The organism is Pseudobacteroides cellulosolvens ATCC 35603 = DSM 2933 (assembly GCF_001262605.1).
In the GTDB taxonomy this organism is placed as follows: Bacteria; Bacillota; Clostridia; order Acetivibrionales; family DSM-2933; genus Pseudobacteroides; species Pseudobacteroides cellulosolvens.
Map to the genome: position 1 here is coordinate 3,484,085 of NZ_LGTC01000001.1, position 25,791 is coordinate 3,509,875.

Here is a 25,791-nt window from a genome sequence, read left to right on the forward strand (position 1 = left end):
CACCTCTAAATCATATTAACGTAAGTCTATTATATTGTTATATATAAGTCAATCATTTCAAAAAGTGCATATACCGGCACATCCGGACGGCAATTCCGAAGGCATCCGGAATCAGTGTCCGGATGCAGCCGAAATACGCACAAAAGGTGCTAGAGGCTAAATAGTTTGGTTTTTTTGTAAGATTATGATTAATAATTGTATATATTGTTAAAAAGTGATAATATTTAGGTGTAAACGGCGGGTTTTTATTATATTAAATCTGAATTTCGTGTAATCAAGCATTTATCCACACACCACATTATTGTATGCTAATCCTAAGAGTATAAAATCCGCGTTTTGATGCCAATACCTCTTATTGAAAGGAGAAAAAACTATGCTAAGTAATAAGGAATTAAATGCTGCTTTAATAAAAATTACGAAGAGAGCAGAGTCAAAACCCTTAAGGTATTTAACTGATACTTTTGTAGAAGCAGGTCATTTTATGACAGTTTTATCAACGCAAGAAAATCAAGTAATTTTTGGGAGATATGGAACGGGAAAAACTCATGCACTAAAAGCTCTTGCAAATCAAGTTTCAATGAGTGGAGATATTGGTGTTTATATTGATCTTAGAACAATTGGTTCTTCTAATGGCTTACATGATAGTAATTCTCAGAGTATATTTAAGAGAACTACTTCTTTGCTTCAAGATGTTTTAGGAAATATTTTAAATGAGATACAGCAATTTGCTTTTGATAATGGTCAAAGTGAGAAACTATGTAGCTTAATAAGTGATTTTTCTCAAGCCATTCTTAATGTAAGGATAGATGGTGAAATAACATCAGAAAAACAAGTAATTGATACTTCAAAATTTAAAGAAATGCTCGAAGCTGGAATGTCATTAGGAGCAGATATTAAAATTGATATGAAAGCAGTATTGGAAGAAATTATTGAATCTCAAAAAAGTTCAAAAACTACTCAAACAGGGATACAAACACATACTATACATTTTGGTGAAATACATAAATTATTAAAAGACATTTTAATTGAACTAGATAGTAAGCATATATGGGTATTAATAGATGAATGGGTTGAGATACCAAAAGACATTCAGCCTCTATTTGCAGATTTTATTGGTCGAGCATTATTTCCATTAGATAATGTATTCACTAAAATTGCTTCTGTTGAATATGATTCTGTTTTTAATACAACTGATGCAAATGGTAATAAAATTGGGTTCAAAATAGGAGTTCATGCAACCCCAAGCCTAGAATTGGATGAATTTTTAGTATTTAATAATAATCATGATGAATCATATAAGTTCTTTAAAAGGTTAATACTAAAGCATGTAAATAATATTTTAAAAGAGGATGGAAAAGAGGAATTTATTGATGCAGAATCATTTATTAGGTGCACTTTTACACAAGAAAAGGTTTTTCCTGAATTAATTAGAGCTTGTGAGGGCAATCCAAGGGATATAATAAATATCCTTTCACAAGCTGCATTAAAAGCTAATGATTCAGCAATAGGAATTCCTAATATAAGGTCAGCTGCAAACTATTGGTATAATAGGTCGAAGCTCTCTGAGTTAAGTGAAGAAGGTAAAAATTTACTTCATTGGATTGTTGATGAAGTAATAAAAGGAAAAAAGGCAAGGGCATTTTTATTAGATGTTAACACAAAAGAAAGGCTAATTGATGAGATGTACAATCAGAGAGTTCTACATATAATTAAAAATAACACCTCTGGTCAAGATATCCCTGGCAAAAGATTTATTGTTTATCAAATTGATTATGGTTGTTATGTTAATCTTATACAAACATCCTATAATCCTGAAGGTTTATTTGAAGCACAAGAATTAGAATCTGATAAAGAAATATTTGTTGATGTACCTAGTGATGATTATAGATCAATTAGACGAGCAATTTTAGACTTAGATATGTTTAAAAAAAAGCAGACAATAACTTCTGATAGTACAATTACTTCTACCTAAATATTTAAGGTAACCTACCATGTAATTTTCTTGCGTATATGCATAGAAAACAATCTTTTCGATAAGAAGTTAGTTAAATAAATATATAAAACTCTATTATAATTCTTGCTGGCTTTATACAGGTTTATGCTTGGTCCTGAATAAATTCGGCAAGAATTTATTATTATGGGTTAGACTTGCAAATTGGTTTTATACAAACTTCCAAAATATTGACTTTTACGCAAATTACAAATAGGCCTGATGGTGCATCTCTATCATGCCAATTTAATACATTTTGAACTCTTTCAAGCGATAGCCCATAGATTCCTTGGATACCTTGAAAAAGTTGGACAAGTATTTTATTAGTTCTTCGTTTTTGTCCTGCTCTTCTGAACCTTTAAACAAATTAAGCTGCTGGCTATAGTTCTTCTCAAACTCAGTTTTCTTTTGATGCAACATATTTTTTGGCATGAGGAAGCAGGCTGCAAAGTAGTCTGCTTCTTTTTCTGGCTCAGGTTTATTATCGCCAAAAATTGTGTCTTTATTGCAGATAATTGCTCCGTCCTGCAATGGATGTACCAGAAAATGATGCCCCAATTCATGTGCAATGGTAAAATTCTTGCGTGGCTCATAAAGATTGGAATTGACAAATATAATTTTGGCTTCTCCAATAACAAAGTAGACACCGCAAAACTCTTCGTCATTTTCATCTCTCTCTTCGAATTTTATGCCACGCTGTTTTATTATATCACTAATTAGATCGATGGGAGGCCGATTAAGGACATTGCACTGCAATATTCCGTCGACTAGATTTGCAATTTGTTTTCGCCTTTTCCAATCCATTAGATTTCCTCGCTCGCCAGTTCCAAGGCTCTTTTTTGCAGATTCTTCCAAGTGTTCTCACCCATGTTACCACGGGCAGCAGCAAGTAAAACTTCTTTTGCAGGTTGTGGAGAGGGCACTAACTCGATGATGCTATCCTTTGAGGTTTCGGTTTTACCGCTGAATGCTTCTTGCAACACTGCCTCAATCAGTTGAGAGGCATATTTTTTTGCGTTAGAAACCTCTTGTTCCAGCTCATCACACAAATCCATCAGCTTGTCCACTTTCTCCACAATGCGTTGTTGCTCTACGAGTGGTGGGAGGGGGATGAGCAGTTTCTTAAGTTCTGGCATTCCTACCATGTTAGGAATGGCACTTCCTTTTGCTTTATCAAATATTTTACCTTGAAACCAAAAGGATCTAAATAACTTTATAAAATAATCATCTATGATACACTTTTTGTTTAATGTAAGCTTAAGTAAGGCTTGGTTTATAATACCAGGTTCACAATCATCTGCTAATTTTGAAATTCTTCCTAGAGTAACTCCAGAACAGCTAATAATTAAATCGCCTGGTGCAACCTTGAATCCCAATAATGAATTATATTTTTCTTCGGATATATAATAATCACCTATATAGCTATTGTCGTAAATAGCATTTTTTTGTTCATATACTTTGTATGTTTTTTCACCTTTAGGAACAAAAAAAGCTTTGACTAACGCACTACCGAATGGTCCTCTTTTCATTGCTGAGTCTGCATTATCTACAATATCATTTAATATGCACCATTCCCACCCCTGTGGTAGTTCAAAAGGCTTTTCTTCCTCGATAATGGGTGGCAAACCCTTTTGATTTTTGATTTTCTTTTCGGCAAGTAGCTTTTCTTTTTCGTCCTTAATTTTCTTCAAAAGCACGCTAGCAGGCTCGTCGTTTGGATCTTGTGGACAGAGTTTACCCTCGATAGCTTGCTGCAAAATAGATTGACGGAGAGAAGATATATTTTTTAATGATAAATTTTCGATAAGCTCACTTAACCTATCATCAATTTGTTTTACTTTTTCCAGAATAGAGAGCTGTTGTTCTAAACTAATATCTGGAAAATCAAGCTTTTTTAAATCTGCAAACCGAAGTGCAGAACGCACACCTCCTCTATCGCCATACCATTTAATCAAGTTAATTCCCAAGGTGCTTTTGAGATAATAAAACAAAAACTCACTGCTTATTTCTGCTGTTGTCTCAAAAACTACATATGCAGGGCTTACAACACCAAATACATCTGAAGCTGATAACCCAATTGAGCCTATGTTGATACGGTATGGGTTATATGCAAATTGATTTCCACCCAACACAATATAATTTCCCAGATCATCACTGGCTTTATTGTTGGTTACGGTAATTCCTTCTGTATTAGTAACACCGTAAACTGTCAATTCTTTTTGGTTTAGATCCGTGTTTTTCACTTTTGTTTTGATTTCTTTAATATATTTTCCTAACTTGATTGTAGGAAATGATAACTCAATCATTTTAGCATCTCCTCTATCTCATTTAGTATTTGTGTGCTTCTCAATAGGCATTTTGCAGTTTTCTTAATAATTTTGTGAGGAGATTGAATTTCGTTCTCAATCTGTGTAGCAGGGTTTTTAAAATCAAGATTATAATTTCTTACCTTGATTTCTTCAATGGTCACCTTCCATGCACATTCTGTTTCTTTTCTGTCATTCCACCATGCTTTTTCAGCATCAAATTCATCAATTTTGATGGGCTTTGTCTTTGTGTAGTTCTTATATCCTATTGGCAGTTGATGTTCATAAAACCAAATTTCCTCTGTTCTTCCACGCTCTAAAAACAAAAGGTTGGTGTTAATGCCTGTATAGGGTGCAAATACACCGTTGGGCAGTCTTACAATGGTATGCAGATTAAACTCGCTCAGCAGTTTTTCTTTAATCGCTGTTTTTACACCCTCTCCAAACAAAAAGCCGTCAGGCAATACAATTGCGGCTCTACCTGTTTGCTTTAGCCTATACATCAACAGAATAAGAAACAAATCTGCCGTTTCCTTGGTTTTGAATTGTGTCGGGAAGTTATCCTGTATGCCGTCTTCCTCAATACCGCCAAAAGGAGGATTGGTCAGAATGATGTCCACCTTGTCTTTTACTTTAATATCCTTTACAGGATAGCTTAAAGAGTTATCGTGCTTAATCTGCGGATTGTCGATGTTATGCAAAATCATGTTTGTAGTGCAAAGCATATGGGGCAGTGGCTTTTTTTCTACACCCAAAATTGCTGTTTGCAGTTTTGCTTCGTCCTCAATATTCTTTACCTGCTTGCGTAGATGTTCTAATGCACAAACAAGGAAACCGCCTGTACCACAAGCAAAATCAAGCACCTGTTCACCTAATTGTGGGTTGACCATATCCACCATAAATTGAGTAACTGCACGAGGTGTATAGTATTCGCCCGAGTTGCCTGCACTTTGTAAGTCCTTAAGTATGTTTTCGTAAATATCATTGAACAAGTGACGGTCTGATACTTTGTCAAAGTCAATTTCATTTAGTTTATTGATAACACTACGCATCAGAGTACCGGATTTCATGTAGTTATAGCTGTCCTCGAAAAGAGATTTCACTAATAATGTTTTAGGGTCACTCTTTTCGGTGAGCTGCCAATCCTTGAAGGTTTTAAAAAGTATGTTATTTACAAAATCAAGTAGTTCATCACCGGTAATGCCTTCGTCGTTTTCAGCCCAATCAGACCAGCGCAAGCCGCCGGGGATAATGTATTTGTAGTCATCCGATAAAGCATCCCATTCCTTTTCCTTGGAATCGAACACCTTCAAAAACAGCATCCATACAAGCTGTGATATTCTTTGTGCATCTCCGTCGACACCTGCATCTTGACGCATGATATCCTGCACTGATTTGATTGTAACTGATATACTCATTTCCTATTCTCCTATGCTACATACAGTTGGTTCTCCAGTTCTGCAATAGCTTCCATAAATTTTTTTTTGTTACCGAAGTGTTTTAATATCTCTACTGGCGTACCGAAACGGGCGACATCCGGGACTTTTAATACTTCTAAGCTTTCCAAGTTTGCAAGCCCTTCATCTGCATATTTTTCAAGCAAAGTTTCTAAAACCTGTTTTGCTATTTCGCCATATTTTTCGAAATAACCACGCTTTTTCAAGTTGTTTGCACGCTCTCTGCGAGTTAATGGGGGCATATCAAAAGCGACGTGACAGATTAAATCGAATGGATCTAAATCTTTTGATACCTCTTCTTTAAGTTCGTCAAAAAAAATTCCTTTTTGCTCCAGTTCTTCAATGATGACTGTTTTCTTCTCTGCACTGTTCCATATTTGCAAGAACTCATCCAGTGTGGAATACTCACTTCGGATATTCTTCTTAGTATAGTCAACAAGGCTTTCTGTAATCAGCTTGCCGCTTACATCCATATACTGCACACGTTCATTGATTACGGACACGGGAACATCGTTCACATAGTATTTGATAGGCTTTGTTTCCTCGTCATTTGGATCAAATGTTACATCGGGTGGGACTTCTTGTTCTTCCTCTGGGAGATTATCCTGTGTTTCCTCAACTGAAGCATCTTCTGTTTCCTCTGTAGGAATTTCGCCTTCTGTTTCCTTCACCTTTACAGGATCACCATCAAAGTCTTTGTCCGCAAACAGCTTTGTCACATTGCGGAAATCAATAATGGTAAAGTAGAGTTTGTCGTATTCTTCGTTGATTCGTGTGCCACGTCCAATTATTTGTTTGAATTCCGTCATGCTGTTAATATTGCTATCCAGCACAATAAACTTCACGGTATCTGCATCAACACCTGTTGTGAGTAATTTGCTGGTAGTTACAAGTACAGGGTAAGGCTCGTCCTCAGTCATAAAGTTTTCTAATTCCTGAACACCTTCGCTGCCACTTGTCATCTGTACAACATATTTAGGATTTTGCAGCACTAAATCTGCATTTTCATTTCTAAGTGATTGAGCCATACGATTGGCGTGGTCAATATCAACACAAAAGAAAATTGTTTTTGCAAAGCGAGAGTTATTCTTCTTTAAGAAGTCAGATACACGTTTTGCAACAAGCTCGGTTCGCTTTTCCAGTACCAAATTCTTGTCATAGTCTTTGATGTTATATTCACGATCTTCAATTTCATTTCCGTATTTATCTTTTTTGCCTTTGATAGGGCGATAGCCTTCCAAATCCTTATCTATGCCTACACGCACAACTTTATATGGAGCCAAAAAACCGTCTTCAATGCCCTGTTTTAAGGAATAAGTAAAGATAGGCTCTCCGAAATATTCAATATTTGAGGTATCTTTTGTTTCTTTTGGAGTTGCAGTCATGCCAATTTGTGTGGCATTCTTAAAATACTCCAGTATTTTTCTCCAAGCAGAATCTTCTTTTGCACTGCCACGATGACATTCGTCAGCCTGTGTCAAGTAAAAACTAAAAAATTTTTAAATTTTTCACATAAAAAAATAGAACCGAGCGATTTCTTCAACGAAACCACCCGGTTTAAGATTATTAAGAATCATCCGTCCTTTGCTTTGGTTTATTGATATTTCTATAATTCATCTGCCGTAAGCAATTCAATACCTTGCTCCTTCCATTCTCTTAAAAGAGAAAGAACATCAAAAACATTTCTGCCAATCCTGCTCATATCTTTTACAATAACGGTATCAATCGCATTTACAGATATGGCATTCTCAATTTCCTTGAGTCCTTTCCTATTGAGATTCAGCCCACTGCCAATATCTTTTGAATATCCAACTATGCTAAAACAATGTTGCTCGGCCAATTTCTTTAACGATCTTTCTTGCCCAATCAGATAAACATCATTTAAATTTTCAGCATTAGCAATCCTGCTGTAGATCCATACTTTCTTCATTATAACATCTCCAATATTTTTTTATAATCATCAGCAAAGTTCCACACAATCTCAATCTGATTTTCACCGAACACGTATATTGAATCAACAAGTTCTTTCACTAAATCCCTGCTTAGTTCTTTGATTTCCTGTTTTCTTTTGAAGTGTTCGATAAATTGGTTTTCCGACTCCTTATTCTTTAGTTTTTGAAGTTCGTAATCGGCTTCCAGTTTGCTAATCTGCGAGGATGTTTGTTCAATCTCTTGATTGTACATTTCTCTCTGCTTCAGATAGTCATCTTTTCCGATCTTCCCATCCAAATATTTCTCATACTCTTCAATTTTTAAAGCATTTAGCCTTTCAAGATGTTGCTGAGCTTTCCTTGCAGATTGTAATAAATCAGCCACTTCACTTTCTGATTTTTCTTTTTCCTTAAGTACAAGCTTTTCTGCTTTGTTGGCTATTTGAGCCTGTTGCCGTATTGCTTCCAATAGCACTTCCAGAATCATTGGCTCCTCTGTTCTTCCATGATAGCAAAGGCTGTTTTCATCAAAATAGTTGCTCTTACAAATATAATAAGGCACCTTTGTATGTGAGCGTTGAAGGTTCTTCTTACAAATACCGCATTTTACTTTACCATAAAGAACTCTTGTATTATCAATCTTGTACTCTTTACGTTTGGATATCTTACGAATCACCTTCTGAGCTTCCAAATACAATTCTTCGCTTATTATAGCCTCATGCGTATCTGGAACCACTATCCATTGTTCCCTCGGAACAGCCACCGTACTCATACTGTTAACGTCAGGCTTTTCCCTCTTATGGTTGATTGTCTTTCCTGTGTAAGTTTCATCTTTAAGGATTTTTAAGACAGCCATAGTTTGCCAAACCAAATCTCCTTTGGCTTTTCTCCACTTTTTGTTATTATGATTTTTTTGGTAGTGCCTTGCAGGTGAAGGTACTCCATCTGCATTGAGTATTTTAGCGATCGCACTTGTATTGTTCCCCTCGGCTGCCAATTGAAAGATTCGCTTAACAACAACTGCAGCTTCCTCATCAACAACAATTGCATTTTTCTTATCCTTCGCTTTGAGATACCCAAATGGAGCGAAAGAACCAATATACTCGCCCTTTTTCATTTTAGCTGTTTTAGCTGTCTTTACTTTCTTTGATAGGTCTTTACTGTAAAGGTCGTAGATAAGGTTCTTCAACCCAATATCAAGGCCTGCCGTTATACCATTATCTTTTGCACTGTCATATCCGTCATTTACAGATATAAATCGAACTCCTAAAAACGGAAATACTTGCTCCAGATAATCCCCTAACTCCAAGTAGTTTCTGCCAAATCGTGAAAAATCTTTTACCACAATACAGTTAATTTCTCCTTGCCTTACTTTGGTTAACAACTGCTGTACTGCCGGACGTTCAAAATTCGTACCGCTGTAGCCGTCATCGCAAAACTCCAAGATGTTTGAATCTGCCAAATCAGGATGGCGACTTATAAAATCCATCAACAGATCACGCTGATTACTAACGCTGTTGCTTTCAATTTTTGCATCATTTTTTGAAATGTCCGCATCCTCATTGGAAAGCCTAATGTACATAGCTACTGAGACATTCTTGTTCATCAGGCTTCACCTCATCTTCTATAGTGTTAAGATAATCAAGTAATTCCTCATATTCGTCTTTAAACTTAAAATTGATCTGTATACTCCTATCGGCATACAGTTCCACAGTTTCTATGAGGGCTGCAACCATTTCTTTAGTTAATTCTTTTTCATCTCGGAATGCTCTAAAAGAAGATAACCACTGGTTTTCATAGGAATATGTTTGATCATACTTCTTCTGTTGTAACAACAATTCATTTAGTCTGTCTTTTAATGCAACTTCATCTTTCTCATACTTAATTTTTGCATATAGATACTCCTGTTCAGTAAGCAGTTGTTCAATATAATCATCATAAAGAGAACTTCGCAAGGAAGGCAGCCTTTCAATTTGTGCTTTAACCTTTCTGATTTCATTAGCCAAGTTGTCTTTCCTATTCTCATAACTCGCATCGGAATTTACTTTTCTCAGAATATCATCCACCGATGCAACCATATCTATTTGACTGCGAATAGCAGCATATACTGCTTTAATCATATCAGTTTCTACTATATGCTTTCTCGTGCATTTATAACCACTATTTGTTTCGTAAGTAGTGCATGAAAAATAATAATAAAGCTCATCATTTTTAATCCTTCTCCTGCGAACAAGTTTACATTTGCAATCTCCGCAAATAGCAATATCCTTAAAAATATTCTCAGTATTTTCAAAATGCTTGTTTTGCTCTAAGCGTTCAGTAAATTCTTTATATACTTCCAATCGTCTAGCATGGACAATATCAAAAGTTTCTTGATCGATAATCGGTTCATGGTCGTTTTCAATAATTGTCCATTCATCTCTTGGCACTCTTGATTTTCGCTTGCCTTCATAAAGGGATGCCTGAATTTTGCCATATATCTTGTGTCCTAAATATACTTCATTCTCTGTTATAGCTTTAATTGCCTGACGCTGCCAGATATTGTTATTATAACGGGCATTTTTCCACTCGCCCTTTAAATATTTGTACTTGCTTGGAGAAGGTATTCCCATATCATTTAAGCGACGAGCTATTGCAGTATCGCTCAGCCCTTCTACTTTCCACTGGTAGATTTGCCGAATGACTAAAGCAGCTTCCTCGTCAACTACAAGTTTATAAGTGCCGTCATCCGGCCTGCTGTATCCATAAGGCACGTGTGCACCTAAAAATTCACCCTTCGACTGTCTTTCTCTGAAGGTAGAGATGATTTTCTTGGATATGTCCTTTGTATAAACATCATTCAAAAGATTTTTCAAAGAAATAATCAAGCCTTCATTACTGTTTTCAGGGTTAAAGCTGTCATAATTATCATTGATAGATATAAAACGGACTCCAAGAAACGGAAAAATCTTTTCAAGATAGTTTCCGGTTTCAAGATAATCTCTGCCAAAGCGCGAGAGGTCTTTTACCACAATGCAGTTCACTCTGCCTGCTTTAACATCGTCCATAAGCCTGTTAAATTCAGGACGGTCAAAATTCGTTCCTTTTTCTCCGTTGTCCGTATATATTGAGTAAATCTGCAAAAATGGCCTTTCCTCAACGAATTGTTTCAACAAATATGTCTGATTTTCAATGGAATCACTATCTTTTCTGTCACGCACATCCTCAATAGAAAGACGGACATACAGTCCTGTTTTAAAAACCTTCTCCTGTGTTACCGTTTCTTTTTGTGCGATCACAGACTGTCTTCTGCTTTTTCTTGCCATGATTAAATCGCCTCCTTAAACGCAACACTCGCATCAAAGGAGTCTGATTTGCTGGCGCTTTCTATAAAACGAATAGCACTTTCATATTCCGCTTGATGTTTAAAATGAATATCGATTTTCCCATTTTCATATACATATATTTTCTCCATCAATGACACAACTACTTTTCGTGTAAGCTGCTCAATGTTTTGGTACTGCTTAAAATTCTCAATCCATAAGTTAGTTGGCGTCTTATTGTTTATAATATCTTCAATCTCTTGTTTACGCTTTAGTATAAGCTTTTCTGCCTTTTGAATTTTAGCATTATATCTGCTGACATGGTTTCGGTATTCTTCTTTGGTGATTACTTTATCTACAAAGTGTTCGTATGATGTCAGCTTATACTTTTGAATCTTTTCTATTTCCTCTTGTGCCTTGACAATTTGAGCATCCAATTTCAATATTTCTTCTTGCTTGTAAGGTAGTGTATCGATATATGTTAGAATACGTTCAATATCAAGAATACTGCGTATATGTACATTTAAAGCCACCAAAACAGCTTCTTCAAATGCCTTTTCACTGATATTATGGGTAGTGCAACTATTTTTATCATTTCGGTTGGTAGAACAAGTGTAGTAGTAATATTTTTTCCCATTAGCAGGAACCGTCTTGCGGATCATATTTTCTTTACAATCCCCGCAGACAATAATACCTGAAAAAAGATATACGGTTTCCTCAGCAGGGGCAATCCGAGTGTCATGGAGCAATAAACCATTTACTGTGGTAAATAGCTCTTTTGATATTATAGGCTCATGTGCATTTTCCACTCGCACCCACTCTTCTTTAGGACGTTCAACTCTCGTTTTTATTTTGTAATTCGGAGTGGTTCTTTTTCCCTGCTCCAACACACCGATATACAATTCATTTGTTAAGATTCGTCTGACTGCAACGGCAGACCAGAGAGCCTGCTGTTTTACTTTAAAGGTTGTTTTGTACCTTTCTCCCAATGAGCGTTTATATTCCATAGGGGACAGGATGCCCATTTCATTTAGTCGGTTGGCTATCCCCTGCTGGCTCATCCCCTCAAGTTTCCACTTGAAAATGTCACGGACAACTTGAGCTGCATATTCGTCTATTTCCAGCTTATTCTTATTATTCTCAGCTTTCTTATAGCCGTAAGCAGCAAAAGAGCCAATAAAATCACCCTTTTTACGTTTGATTTCAAGTTGGCTCCTTATTTTAATTGAGGAATCTCTGCAATATGAGTCGTTTATTAGATTTTTAAATGGAATCATGATGTTATCGGTAATATTTGAACCTTCCGCACTATCATAATTATCATTGATCGCAATGAAACGCACACCAAGAAAAGGAAATATCTTTTGAATATATTTCCCTGACTCAATATAGTTTCTGCCAAAACGTGAAAGGTCTTTTACGACAACACAGTTTACCTTCCCTGCCTTAATCTCTTCCATCATTTCTAAAAAGGCAGGCCGATTAAAGTCAACGCCACTATATCCATCATCTACGTGCACAGAAGCAATTTGGATTTCTGACTTTGACCTTAAATATTCACGAATTAGTTCCTTTTGGTTTGAAATGCTGTCACTTTCTTCTTTATCTCCATCATCTCTTGAGAGTCTTACATAAATAGCAGCATTATAGGTTTTGTTATCTTTTAAAAATTCCATGAGTAAAGCCTCCTGTTTGTTTAAAGTATTAGCAAAACTTTAAACACATTAGGCTTCACTGATTATAGTCCAATAAAAGCTTAGCATAAAATTAACTGCGCGTCCAGATTTCCGAAGCGCCAATTTGTAAAGTTTTGCCTTCTACTGTTCTATAAGCTTCTAAAGTAATTCTCCAACCTGTCTTCTAATGTTGCTGTTGTATCAGCGAAACTCATCTTAACCACAACCTTGCCACATCTGAAGCAGTAAGGATTTTTCACTTGTCTGATAAAATCTTTCTTTCGTTCTTCCACCGGTAAATCCGTATTGACTTTGACTGTTTTAATATCTACTAAGGTGGATGGATCAACTGTACGTATATCTATATTTTTCATGTCCGTTATGGTCATGGCTGTATTCATGAAACCGCTCCTTTCAAAAAAAGCGAGCAGCTATTCCCATAACCGCTCACTCAATCTTGATAAAAATATTCTTTTCTTTTTACTTTACGGAAAAATGCTTTTACCTCATCAAGAGAATCTGTCACCCTATAGTCTGATAGGGCACCAAGCACCCTCTTGCGGTACTTTCCTTTTTTACTGATCCTGAAATCTAAAATGGCAATGAGACCGGTATCAGTTTCACATCGAATCAAGCGCCCCATACCTTGCTTTAGCTTAATGAGCATTTCAGGAAAAATAATAAATTCTATAAACTCTTTCAACTCCGCATACTGTTTCTTCCTATGTTCCAAAATCGGTGTCGGTGTTGGAAACGGCAAGTTGACGATAATAAGTGAAGATAGAATATCTCCGGGACAGTCAACACCTTCCCAAAATGAGCCTGTAGCAAAAAGAACACTGTTTCCGCTGTTTTTAAAAGCTTCAACAATGTTCTTCTCACTTTTATCCATTTTCAGGACCGGATATTTGATTCTGTGTCTCGCCAATTCATATACTCTTGATAATAAAGAGTAGGAAGTAAACAAAATCACTGTATGCCCATAGGCTGCATCCACAATCCTTATAATTTCATCAGCTAAAGCCTCAATATACTCATTGCATTGTTTATCAGGAAATGGTACGTTTTCACTGACATAAAGCAATGCATTATTTTTATAGTCAAATGGAGAACGACAGCTCATCTCACTGATAAAATTTTTATTGACCTTATCTATTCCCGCATTGCTTTTGAAGTAGGTAAAGCCTCTATCATCTGATAATGTTCCGGAAGTCAAAATCTTTGGGATTCCGTTTTTCCATAGTACTTTGTGCAATTGATCCTCTAAATCTGTTGGGATGCAGCAGATAGAAACCAATTTGTCGCTCAAAGGGTTTTCAAGCCAATAAATGATATTCTCTGTCCGGAAAAAAGTTTCAATCTGTTCTTTTGCTTCCAAAAACATAATCTCTAATGTCCTGCTCTTTGAAATATCCACCGCACAATATTCCTGAATATTTTCAATGATTTTTAACATCTCCAAGAGCAGCATTTTTTCAAAGTGCCCTATGAATATACCAATTTGTGATGTTTCATCATCTACAGCATCCAGGTTAATTTTTGAAACTAGGCTTCTAAAAAATCTCGTCCTCAGAACAGATAAACTGTCTAACTTCATTTTTGCTATCTGTAAATATGCCTTATTACCTTTTAGATTGCTTTTTAGCACATTGGTCATGATCGTTATATCTTCACTTGAAAATCTCTTCCCAAATATTTGCATAGCTGCATCCGGCAATTTATGAGCCTCATCAATAATTGCTACTGAGTGTTCCGGAATAAGCGTATGCTTCCCTTTGGCACGTTTCATTGTATCTGCCAAGTAATAATTATGGTTACATACCTGAAAGTCATGAATTGATGATCTCGCATAATCCATATGCTTGATATATTGGCATTCCTTATAGTAAGGGCAGGAAATTTCACAGGCTTTGGGCACATTGATTTTTTGAACTATATGGTTTTTCAACCCTTTGTATTCATCCAAATCAATTCCGTAATCCGGTATCTTTAATGCGGACAATTTATAAAGCAGTTCTCTGTCCACAGCTTTTTGACTACTCTTTAAATAACTCGTTAACCGGTCGTATCGCATCTGACAAAAGTAATGTTCTTTCCCCTTTCTTAAAACTGCACTTAAAGGACGATCAATCACCTTATTCTTCAGCAATATATCAGATAAGATTGGGACATAAGTGCGAACAATGGCATTTTGCAAATCAATACTGGATGTTGATATAACACAAGGGACAGAGCAGTATTCATTGTCCAAATATGTAAGTATACCTGCTTTGCTACGCTTTTGTCTTTCATAAAGAGCATAAACAACACAAGCAACTATGTAAGCATAGGTTTTTCCCGTTCCAACCTCTGCTTCGCAAATAGCAATATGATTCTGCTTAATTCCTTCATACATCATTTTAGATAGCTCAATTTGATTTTCCCTGATTGTAAATCCGCTTGCTGCCATCAGTTTTTTGAAGATAAATTCAATCATGGCATTCGGGTTTTCAGGAAGTGTGACTTGATAAGCAGGTGTAGCAATAAACTTCTCTATTAGTTTCTTTTTTATATCATCAGAATAAACTTGCTTGCTTTTAGCAATAGCAACCATACAATTTCTCATCAAGCAAATTACATAGTAGGTATTTATGCTTCTATTTTCTTTCACCATGAAAATGTAGTTTTTATCAAATGTAAAAAGATAACGAAATTCGTTTCTGTTTCCATGCTTTTTGAGATATTGTTGCATTATCGATTCGTCTGTCGTTTTTATCTCAAACATAATTTTCCTCTCCTTCGTATTATGTGGGATACTTGATAGCACAATGATACGGTGGCCTGTACTACTATTTGAGCGATTTTGAATAATCAGCTTTCGTACAGGCCACCGCATAGTTTCTGCTGTCAAGCAATTCGTTTGAACAGTAGAATTGGTGTGTATCATATTTGTTCTCAACGCCCCTGATACAACTGAGGGGATATATCAGTTTGTCTTTGGAAAACATCATATAAGCTGACATGGCTATAAGTTCTCAAGCCAAATGAGCGTTATCCCGTCATTCGTTGCGGGCTGCCCAATGCGGTGAGGCGTTCAAGGCAGAAGTATCATTATTTATCCCTTTGCCGGTCATCGCAATTAGCCATTCCACTGGCTATTTCAAGCCGGAGGTGTTCGCTCGCGTCCAGGACGGTCATGGCGCTCCGCTTTCGTTGCTTGCCATTTCTGGCTACAAAGGTGGTTTTCCTGATATACCGTATGTTCAGTTTTCAAGGAGCATAAGGAGAGTAAAAAATTACCCCCTCACTTCTAAGCCGGAAAAGTGAGGGGGGTGTACGGAATTATTTTTTATTTTCCATATATTTTTTTAGCTTCTTTAGGATTCTGTTCTTTCGATCACTTATGGTCATTACTGGTATGCCACTTTCCTCTGATAGCTGTCGCTGACTTTTTTCTTCATAAAATAACTGGGTGATTAAATTCAGTTCATCATCAGACAAAAGGGATAAACATTCCTTTAATTTTTCAATCATGATTTTGGTGACAATGGAATCGCAAAGATCCTCTGTAAGCCTATCAACTAGCATTTCTTCTCCCAGAATATCCTCATAGACATTATCAAGCTGTGAATACAAGAACCTGCCATGTGCCAAATCCCGTTCTTCTAAATAGCGCTCTCTTCGGAGCATTTTGAAATACTCTCTGTAGACTTCTTCTGTTACCTGCTCTACGTGATTATCAATGCGTATAAAAAACTTCTTTTTCTTATCCATTTTCTTAACCTCCAAATTTCGTTTTGATGAATGTTCAAACGAAATTTGAAAGTCATGGATAACGGGCGATAAATGTTTCCCACCGACTTGTGCTATAGATACAGGTCTTCATAAAGGCACCTCCAAAATTCCCGAAGTATGCCTTTAATACAAAAACGTCTAAAAACACGTCTTTTTGTTTTAAGGAATGCTCATGCTTTATAAGAAAATAAGACCTGTAAGTTCCCAGCCTTTTCATGCAACCTTCTCCTGTTTCCGGGCATGAAAAAAGGCCGGAAGTGAACTTAATCACCTCCGGCCTTAATCGCCGCCATATTAACTGATGAAAAAGGCATGAAAAAAGCCCCAAAATCCAATGGAAATTGAGGCTGTATGCTTCTATATTCGATTTAATTTATGCCATAATTCACCAGCATAAACAGTGTAACATGTTGGAAGTCGGAAAGCAGTAGGGATTTAATCGGAACTTTGTCGGAAGTTAGTCGGGATTAAGTCGGGGTTGTCCAAACAGTGAAAAAAGCTCGGTATCTCACTTCCTCCTTCGATTGCAGCAAAAATTCCTCTCATTGATGGAATAGTATAGCCCCAAAGGCAAATAGCAAATAAATCAATCGCTTCCCTTTTTTTATCGTAATATGTACTACGCTCCATATTTAATAATTCAAGCATTTCCTGCTCTGAGTATTTGGAAACCGTCAAATATTGCTTACTTAATATTTCATGATACATCTTCCCGTTATCAGGATATTCATAAATTTTATTCATTGTGGAATCAATCAATGAAATGAGCCAATGTGTTTCAAATAAGGATCGTACATTTTCTGAAAACCTATTTTGTTCAGTTTCAGGCGCAAAATTAGCCAGGTACTCTAATGCTCTCTCCAAATTTTTACCGCAATAACATTCGGCACTCTCACATATTTGATAGGCTCTATTTGATGTTGACCACACGACCGGACGATATATTTTAAGAAGCAGTTTTGTTTTATGTAGAACCGTAGTGCGCTCTATATTTAATCCTTTATACATTAGTGCGCATTGTTTCATTACTTTGCTCTCTTTACGCATAGCATCTGTCCTTCCTTAATTTTCATATTGACATCTGTTTCAATCAAGTGTAACATATATAACGAACGAAGTTGCATATCGTATATCCAAATTATACACGAACATATTTTCGTTTGTCAATAGAATTATTGTGTACGATGTTGCATATCGATCATATAAAAACGTATTGCTTAGGAAGGAGCCAATATCATGTTGTTTGGTGATAAAATTAAAGAACTGAGAACTTCGGCAGGAATGAGTCAACAAGAATTAGCAAATAAAGCAGGGCTTTCCTTACGATCTATTCAAAATTATGAGAGCAACCAAAGATACCCAAAAGATGTAGCAATTTTAAACAAGCTCTGCAAGGCATTGAATACAACAATAGAAGAACTAATGAAGGAAGAAGATAATTTCATTCAGGAAGCATCTGAAAAATACGGCACCCGTGGCAAAAAAGATGCTCAAAAATTAGTTGATGAGTTAGGCGGCCTTTTTGCCGGTGGGGAATTAAATGAAGAGGATAAAGACAAAGTTTTTAGAGCTATCACTGAGATGTACTGGAGAGCCAAGGACAATAATAAGAAATATACCCCTAAGAAGTACCGAAAAGAGTCTGATGAATAGGTTACTGTCCGTTTTATAGTACACATTATTTGGTATAATGGGGATACTAAGGGGGTGAATCACGTATGCCGAACAAAGACTATATTCAATCGGTTGCTTCCGGGTTAATCAAGCGTTATGATACGAGAGATCCTTTTGAACTATGTAAAGCTATTGGAGTTGAAATTTTTTATGCTGATTTAGGGCATCTCAAAGGAATGTACAAATATCTTAAACGGAACCGTTTTGCAGTCATCAATGAAAAACTTGATGATTACATAAAAAAGTTGGTTTGTGCTCATGAGTTAGGGCACGACTTATTACATAGGGATTTGGCTAGGAGGGTGTGTTTGCAGGAATTCATGCTGTATGATATGAAAAGCCGTCCTGAATATGAAGCTAATCTATTCGCATCAGAGATTCTTCTACCGGATGATGCTATTTTTTCTTATGCACATGAAGGTTACGATATTGAACAAATAGCACGGATACTTTATACCGACATAAATTTAATCGCCCTAAAAATGGCTTCTATGAATTCAAGAGGATACCAATTTAGAACTGTTTATGACCCAAAATCTGATTTTCTAAAAAAATAAACAGAGTATTTTCTTCATTGAAAAGCTCTGTTTTCTATTTGACACCACCAACTACAAGAGCGATGTGGTTGCGGTAGATATTGCTTATCTCTCATAAGTATCATAACAAAACTGATGGCCTCATTAAAATGTCGACAGTTTTAATATTTACCCTATTTTATTTAATATGTATGAGCCATCACATAAGGATTGTTCTTCACGTTCCCTCTCATCTTTAATAAAGGAAGCCCTATTTTCTAAAATCTTTAATATTTGTACAGTCCACGTATTAACCTGATCTAATTCAATCATCAATTAAATATTCCTTTCATTTGTCATTTCCATAGGAAAAATCTCAAAAATCCATTAAATATCTTGATAATAGAAAATAAAATCGAAAACCTCCACAGCTTTTTTATATTTCAATCCGGATATATAACAAAGTCTATCTGTTGTTGATACAATTCCCTTTATCAAGTAATCCTCCAAATGGTCATGGAAGCAATTCAGCTACAAAATACCTACCACCATTTTCTACTTTAACTTTTTCAATCCAAAACGAGTTTTATTCTTTATCATTAATTCTTTCCATTCAATATTTTCTACTTAATACATATGAACAAAAGTAAAGAAAAGGCTCTAAAAATACCATAGATCCTTCCGTAACAACATTTCAAATCTGCTGTTACTCCCTTTTTTTAATCTCTATTGTCAGAATGTTAAGCAAAGACGAGTAAAAGCTTATTAGAAACAGAGATTAACAATGAAATCTCATTCATGCTTAGTTTCCATTTACTATTGCAAATATCTTTGCATAAGCATTTTCTAAATTTTCCAGTGACTCATATATTTCTTTGAGGATATCACTACTTAACTTAAAATCCTCTTGCAATTTTGCAATCAAATTATTCTCTTGTGAATGGAGTATACCATCAGATTTTAAGAGTGCAATCAATTCGATTATAATTCTTCTGATGCTTTCCGGTGTGCTTATTTCAAGAATCTTTTTAACAATTTCATCGTATTCTAATCTTTTAATAGTATAAGCATTTTCATCAAGAGCCATCTCCTGACGATATTCTTGTATGTAATTCTTCTCCTGCTCAGAATAATCATTATCTATATTGGCAGCAAAGTTACATAATTCTAAAAATAACTCCTGTTCTGGTTTTGATAAATACTTTAATAGCATGAAAATCCCTCCAATAAATTTTTTAAATTACCATTCTAATTTTTCATCCTCTTGGTATAAGGAAATTGCATAATCTATGAATTCCATTAGTTTCTCTTTATTTATTGCATCAATACTTATTCTGTATTTTGCTCCATATTTCATGTTCAGCTCAAGTGCCGTTATATCCATTCCCAGAAATCGGTCTTCATTCATATATGTATAATCAATATCTTCATAACGTGCAATAAATTTAGAAGTGCTATTTGCAGAATCCTTAACACAGACAGAGTCCACTGTAAGTACTAATCCGGACTTACCATTGCTTGAAATACTGGTGTCAGTTATATCTATCAAATCATCTTTTCTATACTTTCCTTGACAAATTATTTCTCTAGCATTGCTTACACGTGGAGCATAATCATCTCCAGGTGCATAACCAAATATTTCTTCGAATTTCCCCTTTAAAGCTGATTTAATATCGCTCATTTTTATATCCTCCATTTTTTTTAAGTTCTCGCAAGCTTTATAGTTTTCTTCATAAAATTCCTGTAACGTAAAATCATTTCTATAAAATTTCTCATAATAGTCATCAATTCTACAAATGATAGGTCGTTCATCATAAATACTGCATAATTTTGTACTACAATCAAAATATATGCAAACTCCATCTCCTCTATCTAAATGCTTATAAAGATCGCTTCTGCTCACAGCCTTACAACACAAACCACATCTTTCACAAATAAACACCCTCTACACCTGGCCTATCATCTGCAAGTATTTGTTTCCGTTTTCTAACACTTGTGCAGTTGCCTCCTCAAGTTCACCATTCTGTTTAAGTAACGATGTGTCCAGAACGGCTTTAATTGTTTGAGCAAGCTGTACACACTTATAAATGTCTTGCTGTTCAGCTAAATTATACTTCTCCCAATCCGTTCCTTTATGATTGATTGTATCTGCCATTTTTGAGATGTATTCTACAAAGTAAGAATCAAGCTTTTGCAACAATTCTGTAAGCTGTCCTGCCCGTGTAAATATTGCCTTTAAAGCCACACCTATATTCTTAGCTTGAGCTTTAAAAGCTTTTGCTTTGTCATAATTACCATAAGAATCATTCAAAGCTTTACGAGCTTGGCTGGCAAAAATAGCTCCTCCAATTGCAAGTGCTGGTCCCGCAACAATACCACCAAGAACAATCATGCCCCCCATCATTCCAAATCCACCAGCTGCAAGCGCACCCCCACCAAGCCATGCAAGAGTGGCATTGACTGCTGCTGCACCAGACAGAGTTCCCAAGGCAGTACCAGTTGTAGCTGTAACTATTAATCCACCTAATCCACTCATCACGACACTGTATGTACCATATGCCAGTAATGCCCCAGACCCAATAGCTGCAAGGCCATTGATAGCTATTTGTTTTGCTTCATATGCCGCCTCTTTAAGTTGTTTAAATCCTTCACTTGATGGATTAAAATTCTTCAGTTCTTCAATCCCTTGACTATTTTTCAAGTTAATATTCTTTATTTTCTCAAAATTCATAACAAAATCATTAACAGAAGTTGAAAGTATACGTATCTTCTCTTGACCTAAAGCCTCGATTGCTCCTTTTGTCTTATCCTTTGCCATCGTTATAAACTCTTCAGCTTCTTTAGCCATTGCTTTTGCCGCTTCATTAACTTCATTAGCTTCATTCATATCATTCTTTGCATCTATTCCTTTCTTTACCCCTGTAATAGCTGCAGCAACAGCAATTCCTCCAACAATAAATGGTATAGGCATGTCCATCAATCTCCTTTTATATTAATTTAATTTTTTTAGAATTCGAGTGCCATGTTTTTATTACGCATAAATGTGTCAAACTCATTAAAATCCTTAAATTGCAATGCTTTACCCATCTCTAATGCAATATTATTTAATGCCGTAGTAAACAACTCAAGATTATTACTTTCAGTTGATTTTTCAATCATTTCAAAACTTTGTTCAAAAAGAATTTGCCTATTTTTATAATGGTTATCAATTAGTATACTTAATTCTCTTCTTTGTTTGTTCATAGCTTCTAATGCGGCTTCTGTTAATGCATGAATCTTGTTTCTTCTTTCAATTGAAACTCTCTCCTCCTGAAGCACCTGTATAGCTGATTTATATATGGTGGAAGATGTCATATATCCAATCATTCCACCAATAACCGTTCCAACTCCAGGGAATATTGCTGTGCCGATTGCTGCACCCCAGCTTGCTGCCATCATTCCTGTCCCTTTTTCACCAAGCTCCTCTACAAGCTCAACTTCATTGATTTCACCTTTTGCATAACGAACAATTGATTTTCCGACTTGAAGGGATACCGTAGCTATCATAGCGGGCATATTGGTTTTTGAAAGATTTTGAAATATACTGTTGCTGCTTGTCTGCATAACTCCTTTTATAGCAGCTCCCCCTGCTCCTATTATGTAACTGGTACCAGCTCCTTTAGCTGTATCTATTGCTGTATCTTTTAAAGCTTCTTTAATCTCTTTTTCACCTCTTATTACACTGATAATGTTTTGTGAAACAGAAATTGTAGCTGAAATTACAGCACCGGTTTTTGCTTGTTCAATACCGGCACGATTAGCTGTTTCAGCCACATACTTTGCTGTAGCTAACTTGGCATGTTCTCTGAGAAACATTGCTTCTTTACTACTAATCCCGCTATTTTGAACATCTTCTGCAACCTGTTCAAACTTCCGTGCATTTTGTTCCAACAACTCCGCTTTTTCAAAATTCCCGTTTTGTCTAAATTCAGCTGCTTTTTCATGGAGTTTTTGAGCTTCTTCGGTTGCATACTTTTTTACATGCTCATATTGTTCAGAAGGAACTAAAACCTTGTTTCCTCTGTATTTAGCCCATTTATCTCCGGCAAGCTCTTTTGCCAATTTTTCTGAGCTTTCTTTAATTTCTTGTGGTGTTTCATATTTACCACAAAATTTCATCTGTGCACTCCACAAGGGCTGTCCATTAACTGTGATTGGATTTCCATCAATATCTACAGCAAGAACATCAATCCTTTGGTCATTCCCTAAACCCACATCGTTTGAGCGACTATACCTAATATCTCTACCCTTAATAATGTTTTCAGCATTCTCTTTGCTTACAAAATGCCTTTCTGCCGAGAAACCAGCCTGCTGCTTCAGATTTTGATACTCAAAATCAGGGTTCACTTTAGATTCCGATATATGTCTAAGTCCTTTTGATATAATATTTCCTGCTTCATCAACAGACCCTTTATATCCTTTTATGTATTCTGCTGAGGCACTTCCAAATTTATCAACAACATCTTGCGCACCAACTCCAAGTGCCGCATCTCTCAACCCATCATTCTTCTTTTTTTTCTCTTCCATCCAATCACTTCCTTTAAACAAATATCCTGCACTAATACTCGCAGCCATAAATTTCATACATTTTCTTTATGTTCAACATGATTTCTTCTCTAAAGCTTTGAGGTTTAATCACTTCCAAGTTATCACTCTGGCTTAACAACCACATTTTTATACCCATGCCAAAAACCTCAGCTTCGATAATTTTTTTCTCTCCATCTTCTGCAATAATCTTCGCTGTTGGCAGACGATCCAATACTGCTTCCAAAGAATGACCCCAAAACTTAAACTGGATTTTCATAAGTTCTCCGGAGTACATAAACTGAACTCTTTTTCGGAACTCTCCATCATTGAACTTGTCTTTGTATGGGATATTAAAATGCTGTTTTATACCCTTCAAATCTGTAATTCGGTCTATACGAAAAGTGGTAGGGAAATCCTTACTTCCATCTGCCATAAAAGCTATTAGATAAAAATAGTATTCTGAAAACAATACAGCTACTGGCTTTACTAATCTTTCCTTTGTAATACCGTCTTGACGAGTATAATCAAACTGTATTATCTCATTATTGGTTATAAACTGTGATAGCTCCCACAGAATGGAAAACAGGTGTTTTTTATGCTGTAATGGCACATAGTGATGCAGCTCATTTCTTATCATGTTCTCAATCTTTTTACGATCATTTGGCACAACCTGTGTTAATAACTTACTGATAAGGCCATTGAGTTCTTCTTTACAGAAAGCACGGCTTTCCAATAGAATCTTACATAGTGCCATAACCTCTTCATTAGTGAGCCATTCTCTCTCAAAACGAACAAGGTAATAAACATTCCTAGTCTTATCATACTTTATTGCAACCTCATTTTCTGTCATATGTGTCTCCGCTAAATATGCACGAAGATCATCAATATCTCTCTGTATTGTTTTTTGAGTAACACCAAAAAAGTCCGCAAGCTGCGCTTTTTCTATAGCTTCGCCTTTATTTAGCCTCTCATAAATGCTCAGCAATCTAAAACCTTTATTCCCATTATAATCAATTCCTAAGTTCAAATCTTTCACCAACCTATTTACACGCTCAATATCATTATATCTGCCAAGATAGACATATAATGGGGTTCTTCAAGAATTTCTTTATAATCTTAGTTTTAATTCGTTGTTAAGTTCATCCGTATATATCTCAAGTATATTAAGTAACCTATCAGTTTCAGGATTTTTAATAAATACCAACAACAAACTCAGGAAAGTGTTCCATGATAACTTGGCTTTTTTATTCTCGACTTGCATGATGGTGTGTCTTGAAACTCCAATTAAGTTAGCCAGTTGCACTTGTGTTAACCCTAACTTGGTTCTTAGCATTGCTAAATTATCAGTCATATTGGTTAATACTTTTTCCCTCGCTAAAGCAACATTATTGTTTTCCAAAACACATACACCCCGCTAATCTAAATTTTACCAACATAAATAATATCATAAAATTTTACATTTTACTATACATATAGATAAAATGTTGAAAATAATGACTTTAGATAACCAATAAAAATAGGCCCTCTATGGAGCCAATCTCTACTGCTTCTCATTAATTTCTTTTACTCCACCGCCAAATGACCAATAATTATTTTCAATAAAATCGATAAACTTTTGTAGGAACTCATCCTCTGAACAGCTTTGAGGAACTGAAACACAGCCGTTTATTTCAATCTCCTTAATGGCTTTATACTCATCATCACCCTCAGAATCCATAGTCATTAATATCCTGTCTGCTGCTTTACGATATTTTTCTACTCTTTGATAATCTTCTTGGGTAGGATTTGAAATACGGGATAAATCCATGTTATCACTTAAATCTGCCAACTTAACTTTACAGGCTGTTTTATTCTCAAGAACCCTGCCAATGAAATCATCATAGTTTTCATTCTCACGCTTTGTCAGAGCATCTAATGCAATCAGAACTCCTTCAGAAAAACCTTCTTTTCTCAAATATTCAATAGTAATATCTGAATCCTCAATAGTATCATGTAACACTGCACAAATTCTTTCCGTTTCATTCCTTCGCATAAACATGACCCGCAGCGGGTGAAGTATATATGGCTGCCCAGCCTTGTCCAACTGTCCTTCATGCGCCTTAGCTGCGATACGAATAGCTTTATCAAGCATTTAGAACACCCCGTTTCATCTTTCCAATAAAATTATACTGCAAACTATATCTATAGTTTTTTAAACTCCTTATACTCCTTTAAAATCTGTTCAGGTTTTTCAAACTGCATTCTTCCAGGCTGAGCGTCAAACATATTCTGGATATCTACAAACGCACCCAAAACATTCAACGCAAGTGTAAGTTCTTCAACAGCCCTTTCTTTATCCTGAGCATTAATCGATTCTATAGCACTTTTTATAAGATACCTTACATCATCTGCCCATATGGCATATCTTGAAAAGGCAGCAACATTGTTCCCATCACGCTGGTCAAAGGCTGCTCTCTCCAGTCGGGAATAAATATATTCCTCGGTATTACCATTGTAGTGTTTTAATTCACAGAAGGCTTGATGATTACCGAGAGAAGAATAGAATTCAAGAACAGCCCGTATATTATCTGTTAGTTCCATCTGGTATCTCACCCTCTCCC

Annotated in this window: 23 protein-coding genes and 2 pseudogenes; 3 read left to right on the plus strand and 22 right to left on the minus strand. The window is 35.8% G+C overall.

Annotated features, from left to right (window positions below):
* Positions 1 to 373: 373 nt before the first annotated feature.
* The gene (locus Bccel_RS14260; protein WP_050753476.1) at positions 374 to 1,972 is read left to right on the plus strand and encodes an ATP-binding protein; all 1,599 of its coding nucleotides are present in this window, start codon (positions 374 to 376) and stop codon (positions 1,970 to 1,972) included.
* Between the two features lie 264 nt (positions 1,973 to 2,236).
* Here the strand turns inward: Bccel_RS14260 and Bccel_RS14265 are convergent, their stop codons facing one another.
* The 12 genes and pseudogenes from Bccel_RS14265 to Bccel_RS14325 all read right to left on the minus strand — a co-directional run bounded on the left by Bccel_RS14265 (position 2,237) and on the right by Bccel_RS14325 (position 17,483).
* Positions 2,237 to 2,794, minus strand: coding sequence for an ImmA/IrrE family metallo-endopeptidase (locus tag Bccel_RS14265; protein WP_036944697.1), 558 nt, complete (start codon positions 2,792 to 2,794; stop codon positions 2,237 to 2,239).
* Entirely contained in the window at positions 2,794 to 4,296 is a 1,503-nt protein-coding gene (locus Bccel_RS14270; RefSeq protein ID WP_050753477.1) for a restriction endonuclease subunit S, read from the minus strand. The genes Bccel_RS14265 and Bccel_RS14270 overlap by 1 nt, the downstream gene beginning before the upstream one ends.
* Positions 4,293 to 5,714, minus strand: coding sequence for a class I SAM-dependent DNA methyltransferase (locus Bccel_RS14275; RefSeq protein WP_036944695.1), 1,422 nt, complete (start codon positions 5,712 to 5,714; stop codon positions 4,293 to 4,295). The genes Bccel_RS14270 and Bccel_RS14275 overlap by 4 nt, the downstream gene beginning before the upstream one ends.
* 11 nt (positions 5,715 to 5,725) lie before the next feature.
* A pseudogene (hsdR, locus tag Bccel_RS14280) lies at positions 5,726 to 7,240 on the minus strand (EcoAI/FtnUII family type I restriction enzme subunit R); the annotation flags it as partial.
* A 119-nt stretch (positions 7,241 to 7,359) separates the two neighbouring features.
* A complete protein-coding gene (locus tag Bccel_RS14285; RefSeq protein WP_050752923.1) occupies positions 7,360 to 7,683 on the minus strand; it encodes a recombinase family protein in 324 nt (107 codons plus the stop codon).
* Positions 7,683 to 9,290: a recombinase family protein gene (locus Bccel_RS14290; RefSeq protein ID WP_035269295.1), complete on the minus strand. Its 1,608-nt coding sequence runs from the start codon at positions 9,288 to 9,290 to the stop codon at positions 7,683 to 7,685. Before Bccel_RS14290 ends, Bccel_RS14285 begins: the two co-directional genes overlap by 1 nt.
* Entirely contained in the window at positions 9,256 to 10,989 is a 1,734-nt protein-coding gene (locus Bccel_RS14295; protein ID WP_050753478.1) for a recombinase family protein, read from the minus strand. Before Bccel_RS14295 ends, Bccel_RS14290 begins: the two co-directional genes overlap by 35 nt.
* 2 nt (positions 10,990 to 10,991) lie before the next feature.
* On the minus strand, positions 10,992 to 12,662 hold the full coding sequence (locus Bccel_RS14300) for a recombinase family protein (protein WP_028308464.1): 1,671 nt from the start codon (positions 12,660 to 12,662) through the stop codon (positions 10,992 to 10,994).
* Between the two features lie 149 nt (positions 12,663 to 12,811).
* On the minus strand, positions 12,812 to 13,063 hold the full coding sequence (locus tag Bccel_RS14305) for a DUF6870 family protein (protein WP_028308463.1): 252 nt from the start codon (positions 13,061 to 13,063) through the stop codon (positions 12,812 to 12,814).
* Between the two features lie 50 nt (positions 13,064 to 13,113).
* On the minus strand, positions 13,114 to 15,426 hold the full coding sequence (locus Bccel_RS14310; RefSeq protein ID WP_036944782.1) for an ATP-dependent DNA helicase: 2,313 nt from the start codon (positions 15,424 to 15,426) through the stop codon (positions 13,114 to 13,116).
* A 557-nt stretch (positions 15,427 to 15,983) separates the two neighbouring features.
* Entirely contained in the window at positions 15,984 to 16,415 is a 432-nt protein-coding gene (locus tag Bccel_RS14315; protein WP_028308461.1) for a sigma factor-like helix-turn-helix DNA-binding protein, read from the minus strand.
* A gap of 456 nt (positions 16,416 to 16,871) precedes the next feature.
* On the minus strand, positions 16,872 to 17,483 hold the full coding sequence (locus Bccel_RS14325; protein ID WP_050753479.1) for a hypothetical protein: 612 nt from the start codon (positions 17,481 to 17,483) through the stop codon (positions 16,872 to 16,874).
* Between the two features lie 189 nt (positions 17,484 to 17,672).
* Here Bccel_RS14325 and Bccel_RS14330 point away from each other — a divergent pair, with 189 nt between their 5' ends.
* Both Bccel_RS14330 and Bccel_RS14335 read left to right on the plus strand, forming a co-directional pair.
* Positions 17,673 to 18,089, plus strand: a complete 417-nt coding sequence (locus Bccel_RS14330) for a helix-turn-helix domain-containing protein (protein WP_028308459.1) — start codon at positions 17,673 to 17,675, stop codon at positions 18,087 to 18,089.
* Positions 18,090 to 18,154: 65 nt separating this feature from the next.
* Entirely contained in the window at positions 18,155 to 18,667 is a 513-nt protein-coding gene (locus Bccel_RS14335) for an ImmA/IrrE family metallo-endopeptidase (RefSeq protein WP_035269292.1), read from the plus strand.
* A 147-nt stretch (positions 18,668 to 18,814) separates the two neighbouring features.
* On the opposite strand, the gene Bccel_RS30245 is transcribed toward Bccel_RS14335, so the two are convergent.
* The 10 genes and pseudogenes from Bccel_RS30245 to Bccel_RS14375 all read right to left on the minus strand — a co-directional run bounded on the left by Bccel_RS30245 (position 18,815) and on the right by Bccel_RS14375 (position 25,771).
* Positions 18,815 to 18,958: a hypothetical protein gene (locus tag Bccel_RS30245; protein WP_154673499.1), complete on the minus strand. Its 144-nt coding sequence runs from the start codon at positions 18,956 to 18,958 to the stop codon at positions 18,815 to 18,817.
* A gap of 469 nt (positions 18,959 to 19,427) precedes the next feature.
* The gene (locus Bccel_RS14340; protein WP_028308457.1) at positions 19,428 to 19,838 is read right to left on the minus strand and encodes a tellurite resistance TerB family protein; all 411 of its coding nucleotides are present in this window, start codon (positions 19,836 to 19,838) and stop codon (positions 19,428 to 19,430) included.
* A gap of 27 nt (positions 19,839 to 19,865) precedes the next feature.
* Entirely contained in the window at positions 19,866 to 20,306 is a 441-nt protein-coding gene (locus Bccel_RS30250) for a hypothetical protein (protein WP_154673498.1), read from the minus strand.
* A 20-nt stretch (positions 20,307 to 20,326) separates the two neighbouring features.
* Positions 20,327 to 20,470, minus strand: a complete 144-nt coding sequence (locus tag Bccel_RS30255) for a hypothetical protein (RefSeq protein WP_160317722.1) — start codon at positions 20,468 to 20,470, stop codon at positions 20,327 to 20,329.
* Positions 20,471 to 20,570: 100 nt separating this feature from the next.
* Positions 20,571 to 21,596: a hypothetical protein gene (locus Bccel_RS14350; RefSeq protein WP_050753481.1), complete on the minus strand. Its 1,026-nt coding sequence runs from the start codon at positions 21,594 to 21,596 to the stop codon at positions 20,571 to 20,573.
* A 35-nt stretch (positions 21,597 to 21,631) separates the two neighbouring features.
* Entirely contained in the window at positions 21,632 to 23,191 is a 1,560-nt protein-coding gene (locus Bccel_RS32830; protein ID WP_035269287.1) for a hypothetical protein, read from the minus strand.
* Between the two features lie 31 nt (positions 23,192 to 23,222).
* Positions 23,223 to 24,218: a helix-turn-helix transcriptional regulator gene (locus Bccel_RS14360; protein ID WP_081927162.1), complete on the minus strand. Its 996-nt coding sequence runs from the start codon at positions 24,216 to 24,218 to the stop codon at positions 23,223 to 23,225.
* 81 nt (positions 24,219 to 24,299) lie between these two features.
* Complete coding sequence (locus Bccel_RS14365; RefSeq protein ID WP_028308453.1) at positions 24,300 to 24,590, minus strand: helix-turn-helix transcriptional regulator; 291 nt, start codon at positions 24,588 to 24,590, stop codon at positions 24,300 to 24,302.
* Between the two features lie 312 nt (positions 24,591 to 24,902).
* A pseudogene (locus Bccel_RS14370) lies at positions 24,903 to 25,322 on the minus strand (GTP pyrophosphokinase); the annotation flags it as partial.
* 50 nt (positions 25,323 to 25,372) lie between these two features.
* Positions 25,373 to 25,771: a hypothetical protein gene (locus Bccel_RS14375; RefSeq protein ID WP_050753483.1), complete on the minus strand. Its 399-nt coding sequence runs from the start codon at positions 25,769 to 25,771 to the stop codon at positions 25,373 to 25,375.
* Positions 25,772 to 25,791: the final 20 nt, after the last annotated feature.